Annotated in this window: 10 protein-coding genes; 7 read left to right on the top strand and 3 right to left on the bottom strand. The window is 65.4% G+C overall.

Annotation, left to right across the window (positions count from 1 at the left end):
* Positions 1-89 precede the first annotated feature (89 nt).
* Together UB48_RS15830 and UB48_RS15825 are read left to right on the top strand one after the other, a co-directional pair.
* A complete protein-coding gene (locus UB48_RS15830) occupies positions 90-629 on the top strand; it encodes a gluconokinase (RefSeq protein WP_045198709.1) in 540 nt (179 codons plus the stop codon).
* Positions 630-728: 99 nt separating this feature from the next.
* The gene (locus UB48_RS15825; protein WP_045198708.1) at positions 729-2,081 is read left to right on the top strand and encodes a GntP family permease; all 1,353 of its coding nucleotides are present in this window, start codon (positions 729-731) and stop codon (positions 2,079-2,081) included.
* Between the two features lie 123 nt (positions 2,082-2,204).
* On the opposite strand, the gene yiaY is transcribed toward UB48_RS15825, so the two are convergent.
* From yiaY to UB48_RS15810, 3 genes are all read right to left on the bottom strand, one after another.
* Positions 2,205-3,353, bottom strand: a complete 1,149-nt coding sequence (gene yiaY / locus UB48_RS15820) for an L-threonine dehydrogenase (protein WP_045198707.1) — start codon at positions 3,351-3,353, stop codon at positions 2,205-2,207.
* A 71-nt stretch (positions 3,354-3,424) separates the two neighbouring features.
* The gene (ilvA, locus tag UB48_RS15815; protein ID WP_052676528.1) at positions 3,425-4,987 is read right to left on the bottom strand and encodes a threonine ammonia-lyase, biosynthetic; all 1,563 of its coding nucleotides are present in this window, start codon (positions 4,985-4,987) and stop codon (positions 3,425-3,427) included.
* Between the two features lie 179 nt (positions 4,988-5,166).
* Entirely contained in the window at positions 5,167-5,595 is a 429-nt protein-coding gene (locus UB48_RS15810) for a PACE efflux transporter (RefSeq protein WP_045198705.1), read from the bottom strand.
* Positions 5,596-5,693: 98 nt separating this feature from the next.
* On the opposite strand from UB48_RS15810, the gene UB48_RS15805 reads away from it, so the two are divergent.
* From UB48_RS15805 to UB48_RS15785, 5 genes are all read left to right on the top strand, one after another.
* Positions 5,694-6,578, top strand: a complete 885-nt coding sequence (locus tag UB48_RS15805) for a LysR substrate-binding domain-containing protein (protein WP_045199074.1) — start codon at positions 5,694-5,696, stop codon at positions 6,576-6,578.
* 113 nt (positions 6,579-6,691) lie between these two features.
* Positions 6,692-7,846, top strand: a complete 1,155-nt coding sequence (wecB, locus tag UB48_RS15800; protein ID WP_045198703.1) for a non-hydrolyzing UDP-N-acetylglucosamine 2-epimerase — start codon at positions 6,692-6,694, stop codon at positions 7,844-7,846.
* Positions 7,843-10,017: a cyclic di-3',5'-guanylate-activated glycosyltransferase NrfB gene (gene nrfB, locus UB48_RS15795; RefSeq protein WP_045198700.1), complete on the top strand. Its 2,175-nt coding sequence runs from the start codon at positions 7,843-7,845 to the stop codon at positions 10,015-10,017. Before wecB ends, nrfB begins: the two co-directional genes overlap by 4 nt.
* Positions 10,014-12,989 (top strand): bacteriophage N4 receptor, outer membrane subunit, encoded by a 2,976-nt coding sequence (locus UB48_RS15790; protein ID WP_045198698.1) that lies wholly within the window; start codon positions 10,014-10,016, stop codon positions 12,987-12,989. Before nrfB ends, UB48_RS15790 begins: the two co-directional genes overlap by 4 nt.
* The gene (locus UB48_RS15785) at positions 12,989-13,834 is read left to right on the top strand and encodes a DUF4434 family protein (protein ID WP_045198696.1); all 846 of its coding nucleotides are present in this window, start codon (positions 12,989-12,991) and stop codon (positions 13,832-13,834) included. The genes UB48_RS15790 and UB48_RS15785 overlap by 1 nt, the downstream gene beginning before the upstream one ends.
* Positions 13,835-13,839: the final 5 nt, after the last annotated feature.

Here is a 13,839-nt window from a genome sequence, read left to right as displayed (position 1 = left end):
ACAAAATCAATAACATCTGGGTGGGAAGCGCCCGAGACGTTAGCCGTCTCGCTTCAAGATAGCGCTATCTTACCCTGCAGGAGGTACCGATGAACCCACCCCTCTCCGCGATTGTGGTCATGGGCGTCGCTGGCTGTGGCAAGAGCTACGTCGGTGCCGCCATTGCAGGCCTGAGCGGCGGTCGCCTGATCGAAGGCGACGACTTCCACCCCACTGCCAATATCCAGAAAATGAGTGCCGGCATTCCCCTGGACGACGACGACCGTGCCGGTTGGCTGATTCGCCTGGGCGAGGAACTGCAAGCGTGCCTGAAGGCCGGCGAGCGTCCGATCCTCACCTGCTCGGCGCTGAAGAAGCGCTACCGCGATGCCCTGCGCCATGCCGTGCCGGACCTGGGCTTCGTGTTTCTCGATCTTACCCCCGCTGAAGCCAGCCGCCGCGTGCTCGCCCGCCCCGGCCACTTCATGCCCGCCAGCCTGATCGACAGCCAGTTCGCCGCCCTCGAACGGCCCAACAGCGAGCCGCTGACCCTGGCGCTGGACGCCACCCTGGCGGTGGACAAGCTGGCCATCGAGGTAGACCAGTGGCTAAAGCCCTGCGGTGAACCGCTGCTGGCGCGAACGGCCTGACCCTGGCTGTTTTTTCGGCTCACCCAAGATAGCGCTGTCTCGACCCGTAAACGCTGTAATAGTTCCGCCCACAACAATGACAATACGAGGCACTGAACCATGTTTGGTTTGGCAACTGATACCTACCTGCTGCTCGATGCGGTGGTCACCATCATCGGCCTGGTGCTGCTGATCACCCACTTCAAGGTCCACCCCTTTGTCGCCCTGACCCTGGCGGCCGGTTTTCTCGGCCTGACCTCGGGGATGCCGGTGGCCAAGGTGATGAAATCGTTCCAGGACGGTTTTGGTGGCGTGCTCGGCTTTGTCGGCATCGTCCTGGCCCTGGGCACCATGCTCGGCAAGCTGATGGCCGACTCCGGCGGCGCCGACCAGATCGCCCAGACCCTGATTCGCGCCTTCGGCAAACAGAAGGTGCACTGGGCGATGATGTTCGCCGCCTTCCTGGTCGGCATTCCGCTGTTCTTCGAAATCGGCTTCGTGCTGTTGATCCCGCTGGTGTTCATCGTCGCCCGGCGCTCCGGGGTGTCGTTGATCAAGATCGGCATTCCGCTGCTGGCCGGCTTGTCGGTGGTCCACGGCCTGGTGCCGCCGCACCCGGGGCCGCTGCTGGCGATCGGCATCTTCAATGCCGACATCGGCAAAACCATTTTCTACGGGCTGATCGTCGCCCTGCCCACGGCGATCATTGCCGGCCCGCTGTACGGCAACTTCATCTCCAAATACATCCCGGGCAACCCCAACAAGGAGCTGATGGAGCAGATTGCCCGCGAGTCCGACCAGCAGAACCTGCCCAGCTTCAGCATCACCCTGATCACCGTGCTGCTGCCGGTGTTCCTGATGCTGCTGAAAACCTTCGCCGACGTGGTGCTGCCGGCCGAGCACATCGTGCGCCAATGGATGGACCTGATCGGCCACCCGATCAGCGCCCTGCTTGCCGCCTTGCTGCTGGCGTTCTACACCTTTGGCGCGGCGCGCGGCTTCTCCCGCCAGCAGATCATGAAGCTGCTTGACCAGAGCCTGGCGCCGACGGCGGCGATCATCCTGATCGTCGGTGCCGGCGGTGGCTTCAAGCAGATGCTGGTCGATACCGGGGTGGGTAATGTGATCGGGCAGATGGCCGTGCAGGCACAGATTTCGCCGATCATGCTGGCCTGGCTGGTGGCGGCGGTGATTCGTATTGCCACCGGTTCCGCAACGGTGGCGACCATTACCGGCGCCGGGATCGTTGCGCCAGTGATCGGCATGATGCCGGGGGTCAACCGGGAGCTGCTGGTACTGGCGACCGGCGCCGGCTCGCTGATTTTGTCGCACGTCAACGATGCCGGCTTCTGGCTGGTGAAACAGTACTTCAACATGACCGTGGCCGAGACCTTCAAGACCTGGAGCATGATGGAGACCATCCTCTCGGTGGTCGGCATCATCTTTATCATGCTGTTGTCGCTGGTGGTCTGAAGACCTGCGGGCTGCTGCGCAGCCCATCGCTGGCAAGCCAGCTCCCACAGGTTCGGTGTACACAGGACCTTGTGGGAGCTGGCTTGCCAGCGATGCAAGGCAACGCCTTGCTAGTACATCAGATCAAAAAGCTGCCTTGAAGATCGCCTCGATCTCTGCCTGGCTGGCCACCCGCGGGTTGGTCAGGCCGCAAGCATCCTTCAGGGCATTGGCCGCCAGGGTCGGAATATCGGCCTCCTTGGCCCCCAGCACCGCCAGCCCCGGCGCAATATCAATGGCCCGCGACAGCTGCTCGATCGCCGCCAGGGCGGCATCGCTGCCCTGCTCGGCACTCATGGCGCTGACATCCACGCCCATGGCCTTGGCCACATCGCGCAGGCGCGCGGCGCTGACGCTGGCGTTGAAGCGCTGCACATGGGGCAGCAGCACCGCGTTGCACACGCCATGGGGCAAGTCATAAAAACCGCCGAGCTGGTGGGCCATGGCATGCACGTAACCCAGCGAGGCGTTGTTGAACGCCATGCCGGCGAGGAACTGGGCGTAGGCCATGTTTTCCCGGGCCTTGAGGTCGCTGCCGTCGGCCACGGCCTGGCGCAGGTTGTCGCTGATCAGCTCGATGGCCTTGATCGCGCAGGCGTCGGTGATCGGCGTGGCGGCAGTGGAAACGTAGGCCTCGATGGCGTGGGTCAGGGCATCCATGCCGGTGGCCGCGGTCAAGCCCTTGGGCATGCCGACCATCAGCGCCGGGTCGTTGACCGACAGCAGCGGCGTGACGTTGCGGTCGACAATGGCCATTTTCACGTGGCGCGCTTCGTCGGTGATGATGCAGAAGCGGGTCATCTCACTGGCGGTGCCGGCGGTGGTGTTGATGGCAATCAGCGGCAGTTGCGGCTTGGCCGACTGGTCCAGCCCTTCGTAATCACGGATATGCCCGCCGTTGGTGGCGCACAGGGCAATGCCCTTGGCGCAGTCATGGGGCGAGCCGCCGCCCAGGGAAATCACGCAGTCGCAGCGTTCACGCTGCAACAGCGCCAGTCCCTGCTCGACGTTGGCAATGCTCGGGTTGGGCTTGGCGCCATCGAAGATCGCCGAGTCGATGTCGCGCATCGCCAGCATTTCGGCAATGCGCTCGGCAATCCCGGCCTTGGCCAGGCCCGCGTCGGTGACGATCAGGGCCTTGCGCAGGCCGTATCCGGCAATGGCAGCCATCGCCTCTTCGAGGCAATCGATGCCCATGATGTTGACGGCGGGGATGAAAAACGTGCTGCTCATGGCGAAATCCTCATGCAATGTTCCTTTGCCATGAGGATCCGCCTGTCTGCCCTGCCCCGTGTTGATCTGAGTCAGCCGAGGAACAGCCGGTAGGCCGGGTTGTCGCTTTCGTCCCAGTAGCGGTAGCCCATGGCGTCCAGCGCTGCGGGCAGGCCGGCCTGTTCGTCCTGCGGCACTTCCAGGGCGGCAAACACCCGCGCTTCGGCGGCGCCGTGGTTGCGGTAGTGGAACAGGCTGATGTTCCAGCGCTTGCCCAGGCGCTCGAGAAAGCCCAGCAAGGCCCCCGGACGCTCGGGGAATTCAAAGCGCAGCACGCGCTCGTCCGCCCCAGGCCCGGCATGCCCGCCCACGGTGTGGCGCACGTGGGCCTTGGCCAGTTCGTTGTCGGTCAGGTCGAGCACGCTGTAACCCTGATCGCGCAGGCTGGCCAGCAACTGGTCGCGCGGGTCGGTCTGCGGATGGGTCTGCACGCCAACGAACAGTCGCGCCTCCTTGCCGGGGTAGTAGCGGTAGTTGAACTCGGTGATCTGGCGCTTGCCCAGGGCCTGGCAAAAGGCGCGGAAACTGCCCGGCTGCTCGGGGATGGTCACGGCGATGATCGCTTCGCGCTGCTCGCCCAGTTCGGCGCGCTCGGCAACATGGCGCAGGCGGTCGAAATTGACGTTGGCACCGGAGTCGATCGCCACCAGGGTCTGACCCTGGGCGCCTTCGCGGGCCACGTACTTCTTGATCCCGGCCACAGCCAGGGCGCCGGAAGGTTCGGTGATCGAGCGGGTGTCGTCGTAGATGTCCTTGATCGCCGCGCACAGCTCGTCGCTGCTGACGGTGATGACCTCATCGACATAGTGGCGGCACAACTCGAAGCAATGGGCGCCGATCTGCGCCACCGCCACGCCTTCGGCAAAGCTGCCGACCTGGGCCAGCACCACCCGCTCGCCGGCGGCCATGGCCGCTTGCAGGCAGTTCGAGTCCTGCGGCTCGACGCCGATCACCTTGACCTCGGGGCGCAGGTATTTGACGTAGGCGGCGATGCCGGCGATCAGGCCGCCGCCACCGACCGGAACGAAGATCGCATCCAGCGCGCCGGGTTGCTGACGGAGGATCTCCATGGCCACCGTGCCTTGACCGGCGATCACGTCGGGGTCGTCGAACGGCGGCACGAAGGTCGCGCCTTCGCTATCGGCCAATTTCAGCGCATGGGCCAGGGCGTGGGGGAAGCTTTCGCCGTGCAGCACCACCTGGCCGCCGCGCGAACGCACGCCTTCGACCTTGAGCTCCGGGGTGGTGGTCGGCATCACGATAGTGGCGCGCATGCCCAGTTCGCGGGCGGCCAACGCCACGCCCTGGGCGTGGTTGCCGGCGGACGCGGTGATCACCCCGCGCTGGCGCTGGGCCGGGCTCAGGCGGCTGAGACGGGTGTAGGCGCCGCGGATCTTGAAGGAAAAGGTCGGCTGCAGGTCTTCGCGCTTGAGCAACACCTGGTTGCCAAGGCTGCGCGACAGCGCCGGCGCCGCTTGCAGGGGCGTTTCGATCGCCAGGTCGTACACCGGCGCCGCAAGAATGCGCCGCACGTAGTCAGACAGCAGGTTCAGCGGCGCGGCAGGTGTGCGGGGGCTAACGGCAAGGCTGGTCATCGGTGACTCCTGGTTTTTTTAAAGTGCCCAGGAGAGAGAGAAAGAACCCGCCTCCAGGGCGGGTTCGGTGCAAGTGCCAGCTAGCCCGCCAAAACGATAATGGCGGTAATAATGCTGTGCTGAGGCGACTGCAGGAATGTGTTCATGCCAGCGAAACTAGCGCAGCCGCCCAGGCAAAGTCAAGCAGGCTCGCGGGCAGAATCGGGCACATCGAACACCCGGTCGAAGGCCCACTGGAACACGAAGGCATAGACAAAGAAAAATGCGAACAGCGCAAGGTTGGTCAGCAGCGCCTGCCACAGGCTGATCTGCAGCCAGCCGGCGACCACCGGCAAGAGGATCAGCACCAGCCCGCCTTCAAAGCCCAGGGCGTGGAGAAACCGCCGCCACAGGGTGCGCTGGCGCTGGGCCTGGCGGGCTTCCCAGTGCTCGAACGCCCAGTTGTAGAACATGTTCCAGGCCAGGGCCACCGCCGACAGAATCAGCGACAGCACCGTGGAGTGGGCCATGCCGGCATCGAAGGCCCAGGACAGCGCCGGCGCCACGCACAGCACGGCAATGGTTTCGTAGAGAATGGCCTGGACGACCTTGCGCGACTTGCCTTGCATATCTGCCTCCCTGAACGTCAATGAAGCCCCACCCTAGCGGCGTTGAGGCGATGCTTCAATTGAGCTAAATTGAGCCTCCCTCAATTGGCTTGAGCACCGTGTTCGGCAAACTGCCCCTGACTGCCCTGCGCACCTTCGAATCGGCGGCCCGCCTGGGCGGCTTCAAGGCTGCCAGCGACGAACTGGCAGTCACGCCTGCGGCGGTTTCGCACCAGATCAAACGCCTGGAATCGCAGCTGGGCCTGCTGCTGTTCGAGCGCAGCCGCCAGGGTGTCAGGCTCAGCGACGCCGGCGAGCGCCTGTACCTGCAGGTGCACCAGGGCCTGGCCAACCTGCAGCAAAGTCTTGACGACCTGCAACCGCCCTGTGATCGCCAGCAACTGACCCTGACCACCACCGCGGCCTTCGCCAGTGCATGGCTGATCCCGCGGCTGGGCGATTTCCATCGCCGCCATGCCGACATCCAGGTGCGGGTGCTGACCGGCAACGAGGTGGTCGACCTGCAGCGCGAGCACCGTTTCGACCTGGCCTTGCGTGCCGAATTCAATCCTGATCCGGCGTTGCAGCGGTTGCCATTGCTGGCCGAGCATTTCTCGGTATACACCCCGCCCGGTTGGCAGCCGCCGCCTGCCAATCTGCCGCTGGCGTTGATCGAGGTGCCGTGGGCTTCGCTCAGTGGCGTGGTCATCGACTGGGCCCGCTGGTGCGCCCTGGCCGGGTGTGAAGACTGGCTGCAACGGGCGCGTTTTCATCACTATGACGATGAGCACCATGCCCTGCAGGCAGCCGCTGCCGGCTATGGGCTGGTGCTGGCCAGCAACGTGCTGGTGGCCGACAGTGTGCGCCAGGGTTTGCTGCAGCCGTGGCGCGCTGAGGTGCGCTTGCCGGCCGCGCAGTACAGCGCCGTGTGGTTGCCGGGGCGCGAGCGCGAACCTGCGCTGCGGGCGTTTCTCGACTGGCTGGCAGTCTCGCTGGGGCCTTGAGCAATCGCTGACCCGCCCATTGGACAACCCCGCCTTCTACTGCTTGTATCTAAACCTTACAAGAGCGGCAGAACGTACAACTTCTCAGAAAAGGACGGACGAGGAGCGGGACAATGGCGTACACAGTCATGATGGTGTTTGGCACACGCCCGGAAGCGATCAAAATGGCCCCGCTGGCCCAGGTGTTGCGCCAGTGGCCGGATATCGAGCTGAACATCTGCTCCACCGGCCAGCACCGGGAAATGCTCCAGCAAGTGCTGCACGATTTTGGCCTGAGCGTCGATGAAGACCTCAAGGTGATGACCCAGAACCAGACCCTCAACGGCCTGTCCCAGCAATTGCTCAAACAGCTCGACGACACCTACGCACGCATCCAGCCCGACATCGTCCTGGTGCACGGCGACACCACCACCAGTTTCATCGCCGCGCTGGCGGCGTTCAACCGGCAGATCCCCATCGGCCACGTCGAGGCAGGGCTGCGCACCGGCAACCTCAAGGCGCCGTGGCCCGAGGAAGCCAACCGGCGCCTGACCGGGGTGATCGCCGACCTGCATTTCCCGCCCACCACCAAGGCCCGCGACAACCTGCTGCGCGAAGGCGTGGTGCTCGAGCACATCGAAGTCACCGGCAACACCGTGATCGATGCGCTGCTGTGGATGCGCGAGCACCTGAACAAGAGCCAGTGGAAACCTGCGCCCGAGTCGCCGCTGGCGCAACTGCGCGACGACCAGCGCCTGGTACTGATTACCGGCCATCGCCGGGAAAACTTCGGCCAGGGTTTCGAACGCATCTGCCTGGCCCTGGCCGAACTTGCCTTGCGTTACCCGCACGTGCAGTTCGTCTACCCGGTGCACCTCAACCCGCAGGTGCAAAAAGCCGTGTACGCAGTGCTCTCGCATCAGCCGAACATCCTCCTGGTGGCGCCCCAGGACTATCAGCATTTCGTCTGGCTGATGGACCGCGCCTACCTGATCCTCACCGATTCGGGCGGCGTCCAGGAAGAAGCGCCGGCACTCGGCAAGCCCCTGCTGGTGCTGCGCAAGGTCACCGAGCGGCCGTCAGTGCTCGAAGGCGGCACGGTGATGCTGGTGGGCACCCAGACCGAACGCATCGTCAAGGAAACCAGCCGCCTGCTCGATGACAGCGAGGCCTACCAACGCATGAGCCGGGTGTTCAGCCCTTACGGCGACGGCCATGCCAGCGAACGCATCGCCGAACGCCTGAGCCGCTGGCTCGAGGAAAACGCCGCTGAGCGAGACGAGGCATGAGCCTGGCCTGGGTCGATTTCTTCACCTATGTATTGTTCGGCCTCAAGCTGCTGGCCATCGTCCTTGCCAGTTTGATGTTCCTGCTCGGCCTGGATGACCTGTTCATCGACATCGTCTATTGGGGCCGCAAGCTGATTCGCCGCTTTCGCATCTACGACAAGTACGAGAAGGCCGACGAAAAACGCCTTTTCGAAGTGCCGGAAAAACCCCTGGCAATCATGGTCCCGGCCTGGAACGAGGTCGGTGTGGTCGGCGAGATGGCGCGCCTGGCAGCCTCGACCATCGACTACGAAAACTACCAGATCTTCGTCGGCACCTACCCCAACGACCCGCAGACCCAGGCCGACGTCGACGCCGTGTGCCTGCACTACCCCAACGTGCACAAGGTGGTGTGCGCGCGGCCCGGGCCGACCAGCAAGGCCGACTGCCTGAACAACATCATCGATGCGATCCTGCGTTTTGAGCAGGACGCGCGCATCGAGTTCGCCGGCTTCATCCTGCACGACGCCGAAGACGTCATCTCGCCCATGGAGCTGCGGCTGTACAACTACCTGCTGCCGAACAAGGACATGATCCAGATCCCGGTCTACCCCTTCGCCCCCGAGTGGCGCGGTTTTACTGCCGGGCACTACGTCGACGAGTTCGCCGAAAACCACGGCAAGGACGTGATCGTGCGCGAAGCGTTGACCGGCCAGGTGCCCAGCGCCGGGGTCGGCACCTGCTTCAGCCGCAAGGCGATCAGCGCCCTGCTCGAAGACGGCGACGGCATTGCCTTCGACGTGCAGAGCCTGACCGAAGACTACGACATCGGTTTTCGCCTCAAGCAAAAGGGCATGAAGTGTATCTTCGCCCGCTACTCGATGAGCGACCCGCAACTGGCCCTCAAGCGCGACTGGCGCTGGGGCATGAGCCGAGAGTTCGCCCAGGTCATCTGCGTGCGCGAGCACTTCCCGCGCGACTGGCAGCATGCGATCCGGCAAAAGTCGCGGTGGATTGTCGGCATTGTCTTCCAGGGCACCAGCAACCTGGGCTGGAGCCGCACCGGCGCGCTCAACTATTTTCTCTGGCGCGACCGCCGCGGCTTGTTCGCCTACCTGCTGAGCTTTCTGGTCAACCTGCTGTTCCTGGTGCTGATCGCCATGTGGCTGGTGACGATGCTGGCGCCCAACGCCTGGCGCTTCCAGTCGATTCTCAGCGACAGCCCGCTGCTGATGACCCTGCTCTGGCTCAACGGCCTGTTGTTGATCAACCGCCTGTTCCAGCGCGGCTTCTTCGTCACCCGTTACTACGGCATCTTCGAGGGGCTGCTGTCGGCGCCGCGGATGATGTGGAGCAACTTCGTCAACTTCTTCGCCAACCTGCGGGCGCTGCGCCAGGTCATGGAAATGGGCGACTCGCGCCGCGTGGCCTGGGACAAGACCACCCACGAGTTCCCGGCCCTCGGCGCGCCGGCACGCACGCCTCTGGGTCAGCGCCTGGTGGCCAAGGGGCTGATCAGCGAGGCGCAAGTGCAAGCGCTGATCACCAGCCCGGTGCGCCGGCGCCTGGGCCGCGAACTGCTGCTGCGCGGGCTGTTGACCAGCGAGCAACTGGTGCAATCCCTGGCCGAACAACTGGATTTACCCTGGGCGCCATTAAATCCATTCAAACTTGAGCGCAAATTGATTACCCTGCTGCCCCGCCGCCTGGCAGTGCACTACGGGGTGCTGCCGGTAGCGCAAGACGGCGATACATTGATCCTGGCCAGCGAAGGCCCGGTCAGCCAGGTGTCCCTCGGGGTCATCAGCCGTCAACTCAAGCGCCCGGTGCAATATCGCCTGGCGCCCCAGGGCCGGGTCACCCTCGGCCTGCGTTACCACTACCCCAGCCCCTGGCAGAAGGAGGAGACCCGGCACATGCTCGCGGTTCTCGAAAAGCATCAGGACGATGCCGCGTTGCTTGAGCGGGTCAGTCACCACCAAATCATGCTCGGCACCCTGTTGCAGGTGCGCGGCATGGTCCCCCCCACGTTGTTCAACCAGGCCTTGATCGATTTCAACCCGGAGCACATGTCCCTGGGCGAGCACCTGATTGCCCGCGGCATCATCAGCGAAGCGGTACTGCAAGACGCCCTCGCCGAGCAGCTCGAAGAACAGCAAGCCGCTTATGACCTGACCCGGGAGGTGGCATGAGTGTGCGCCCGCCGCTGACGCTGGCCAGTTTGTTGTTGTCGTTCTACACCGTGCACGGCCTGGCCGCGCCGCTTAGCGACTTCGAACGCTTTCGCAGCTACCCCTTCCTTGAACGCAGCTACCGCGAGGCCAAGGCCGACAACTGGAAAGAAGTCGAACGCCTGACCCGCCACCTGCTCGAGCGGGTACCCAACAACAGCGAAGCCCGCGCCTTGCTGATCCAGGCCCTGGCCCATCAGCGCCGCTACCGCGAAGCCGAGCAACTGGCCGAAGCCGCCAGCAGCAGCGACGCCGACGCCCTGCTGGAGCTGCGCCTGACCTGGATCGAGCAGGACCCACCCGCCGCAAGCCGGGTCGAGGGCTGGATCGCCACCAGCAGCCTCAACCAGCGTATCCGCCTGTGGCAGGCCTACAGCCTGAGCCTGGCCAAGTTCGGTGGCGCGGCCAAGGCCCTGGAGTGGCTCAACCACCTGCCGGCCCATGGCGACGACAACATCCTGCGCCTGGCCCGGGCCAACTGGGCCGAGCAATTGCGCAACTGGAGCCAGACCATCGCCGCCCTGGCGCCGCTGGCCGAGCGCGGCGAGCTGCCGGCGCAAGACTGGCAGCGCCTGGCCAACGCCTACGTGCAGCGCCTGGACGAGGCGCCACTGCAACAACTGCTCAAGCAGGCGCCCACCCCCGAGATCGCCCGCCAGACCCGCCTGGCCATGGCCAACCGGGCAATTGCCATGGGCCACACCGAGCTGGCCCAGCGCTGGCTGCAGTCGCTGCCCGAGCAAGACCTGCACGACCCGGCCAATCGCCGGCAGCTGTGGGAACTGGCGCGCCAGGGCGATGATGCCGCGCTGGTACGGCGGCTCAGCAACGAGCTGAACCGGCCATGCCTGGAAACCACCGAATGGCTGTCGCGCCACGATCCGCAGGCCGCCCGCGAGCAGCTCAAAGGCTGCCGCGCCGATGACAACCCCAAGGCCTGGCTGGTACTCAACCAGCGCCTGCAGGGCCCGGGTGGCGAGGCGCGTTCCGCACAGATGTGGGAGCGCCTGTACCGCCAGAGCGGCGACCTGCAGGCCCTCGAACAAGCGAGCTTCCTGCAGCTCAAGGAGGGCCGCAAGGAGCATGTGCGCCAACTGCTCGAACAGGCCTACGACCGCCGCCAGGGCCGCTTGCCACAACCCTTGCTGCAGCGCCTGGCCGGGCTTTACAGTGCCGACGATGCGCCGCTCGACAGCCGGCGAATGGCCGGCTTGATCCCGCGGGTCGATGCCGCCAACCGCGCCCTGCTGCTTGCCCGCCTGGCCGAGCGCGGGCAGTGCGACACGGTCCGCCAGGCGATCCCCGCCACACCCAGCGAAGTCGGCCAGTTGCGTGCCCTGGGCCGCTGCGCCATGCCCGAGCGCCCTGGCGAAGCGGTGGTCTATTACCAGGCCGCCGCAGACCTGGGCGATACCGGCAGCCGCCTGCCGCTGGCCTACGCCCTGGAAGCCGCGGGCGACTCCTACGCCGCGCAACCGATCTGGAAATCTCTGGCCGACAGCGAGTGGACCGCCAACGCCCGGCTTACCGCCGCGCGCAGTGCGCTGAACGCCGACAATCCTCACCTGGCATACACCTATTGGAAACAGGCAACGCCGGTAACGGCCGATGACTGGGCGCTGGGCGCGGCCATCGCCCAGCGCGACTACCAGGTCCACGACGCCATGGACTACCAGCGCCAGGCCCTCGCGCAGCAACCGCGCCCCGACCATTACTATGGCGCTGCGGTGACCGCCGCGCAGAATGGCGACCTGGCGCAGAGCACCGCCTGGCTTGCCGAGGCCGTGCGCCTGGCGCCAGAGCAGCCGCGCTACAGCGCCGACTACGGCATGCGCCTGGCGGGCTCGGAACAACAAGTAACCCGCGCCCGCTCGATCCCCTACCTTGAGCGCGCCGCCAAGGCCTTCCCCGAGGATTACCGGATCGGCGAAACCCTGGCCTGGCGCTACGACGAAGTCGAGAACAGCGCGGCGGCCCGTAAAGAGCTGCGCCGGGTGCTGGACGTCGAACACGACCTGGTCGATGGCGACGACCAGTTCGGCAGCCTGGACGCCCGCAAGTACCGCCAGCGCCGCGCCCACGAGGCGCTGTCGCGACGCGACAGCTTCACCCTGGCCAGCACCTGGTCGCCGGCCGGCGTCTCGACCAACGACAACTTTCGCGATGACCGCCAGGACCGCCGCGCCACTTCGCAAAACGTGCAACTGGCGATGTGGGACCACGCCCTCGGTGAAGAGCCGAGCCGCAATGGCAGCACCTTCTCGGTCTATGGCCGGGTGCTGTTCGGTGGCAGCGGGCGCAACGACTATGCGCAGAGCATGGGCACCGGCGTCGGCCTGCGCTACAAGCCGTTGGGCACCAGCAACCTGAACCTGTACACCGAGTTGTACCACCAGCGCCAGATCGACGATGCCCGTTACGGCGGCCTGAGCCTCGGCCAGTTGCTCAGCCCGAGCAAGGTCGGCGACAACTATGGCGACCTGCGCGGCCATGCCGAGTCGAGCAACGACCTGCTGCTGCGCGCCACCGCTTCGTACCTCGACCAGGGCAAATGGCGCAACGACTGGCGGGTCGACGAGGACGAGTGGGACGAGCGCTTCCTCTACCTCGATGCCGCCTGGTGGACCCGCGCCGGCGACCATCAATGGCTGTCGCGCTACCAGCGCGGGCACACCTGGAAGCTGCCCAGTGCCTCGCCACAAACCCTGATGCCGTATGGTTTTCTCGAGTTCTCAAGCCAGGACCCGAGCAACGACTGGCGCCAGGACCTGCGCACCGGCCTGGGCCTGCGCTGGCAATGGTGGTTCGACGACGACCGCTACAACGCCTATCGCGGCTCGCTGAAAGTACGCGCCGAATACCAGCAGTCGCTGGGCGGCAATCTTTATGAACACGCCAACGGCGTGTTGCTGGGTGCGGAGTTGACCTTTTGATGCGCCGCTTGATCGCTGTGATGCTGTTCGTCCTGAGCCTGCAGGCAACTGCCGACGAGCGCCTGTTCTACCAACCGCTGAACCGCGACGCGCAGTTGAGCGAGGCGCAGTGGCGCGCGCTGTGGCAAGCCACTGCGGCCCAGGGCGGCAAAACCCTGATCGTGCAGTGGAGCGCCTATGGCGACAGCGACTTCGGCGGTGCCCGGGGCTGGCTGGCCAACAGCCTGCGCCTGGCCCACGAACAAGGTCTGCAGCTGGTGCTGGGGCTGTACATGGACGCCGCCTATTACCAGCGCATCGACGAACTCGATGGCGCCGGCCTGGCCGCCTATTGGCGCGCGCAACTGGGCAATTCCCTGGCCCAGCAGCGCAAGATCCGCCAGGACTGGCAGTTGCCGGTGGCCGGCTGGTACCTGCCGATGGAGCTGGACGACCTGCACTTTCACAGTGCCGACCGCCGCCAGGCGCTGTACACCCAGCTACAGGCCTTCAATCGCCGCCTGGATGCGCCGCTGCACATCAGCGCTTTCAGCGCCGCGCGCCTGAGCCCGCAAGTCAATGCTCGCTGGCTCGAGCAGCTGGCCAGCCTCAAGCTGCAGGTCTGGTGGCAGGACGGCGCCGGCACCGGGCGCCTGGCGCCGCTGGTGCGCCAGCACTACGAGGATGCCCTGCCCTGCAGCATCGGCATCGTCAACGAAGCCTTTCGCCAGACCAGCGCCGCCGGCCAGCCCTTCACTGCCGTGGCAGCGCCACCGCAGCTGCGCAGCGACTGTCATCCGCGGGCAGTGTTCTCGTTGCGCTACCGGCCCTGGACCCAGGGGGTACTGCCCTTGGCCGGGCACTGAAACCG

Source organism: Pseudomonas sp. 2(2015), from assembly GCF_000955865.1.
Taxonomy (GTDB): Bacteria; Pseudomonadota; Gammaproteobacteria; order Pseudomonadales; family Pseudomonadaceae; genus Aquipseudomonas.
The sequence above is the reverse complement of the archived record's forward strand: the minus strand, read 5'-3'. Positions and strand labels throughout refer to the sequence as shown.

Excerpts from the sequence above, each read along its gene's own strand:
- UB48_RS15830 (WP_045198709.1), top strand. The coding sequence starts at position 90 with ATGAACCCACCCCTCTCCGCGATTGTGGTCATGGGCGTCGCTGGCTGT.
- yiaY (WP_045198707.1), bottom strand. The coding sequence starts at position 3,353 with ATGAGCAGCACGTTTTTCATCCCCGCCGTCAACATCATGGGCATCGAT.
- UB48_RS15790 (WP_045198698.1), top strand. The coding sequence starts at position 10,014 with ATGAGTGTGCGCCCGCCGCTGACGCTGGCCAGTTTGTTGTTGTCGTTC.
- nrfB (WP_045198700.1), top strand. The coding sequence starts at position 7,843 with ATGAGCCTGGCCTGGGTCGATTTCTTCACCTATGTATTGTTCGGCCTC.
- ilvA (WP_052676528.1), bottom strand. The coding sequence starts at position 4,987 with ATGACCAGCCTTGCCGTTAGCCCCCGCACACCTGCCGCGCCGCTGAAC.
- UB48_RS15810 (WP_045198705.1), bottom strand. The coding sequence starts at position 5,595 with ATGCAAGGCAAGTCGCGCAAGGTCGTCCAGGCCATTCTCTACGAAACC.
- UB48_RS15785 (WP_045198696.1), top strand. The coding sequence starts at position 12,989 with ATGCGCCGCTTGATCGCTGTGATGCTGTTCGTCCTGAGCCTGCAGGCA.
- wecB (WP_045198703.1), top strand. The coding sequence starts at position 6,692 with ATGGCGTACACAGTCATGATGGTGTTTGGCACACGCCCGGAAGCGATC.
- UB48_RS15825 (WP_045198708.1), top strand. The coding sequence starts at position 729 with ATGTTTGGTTTGGCAACTGATACCTACCTGCTGCTCGATGCGGTGGTC.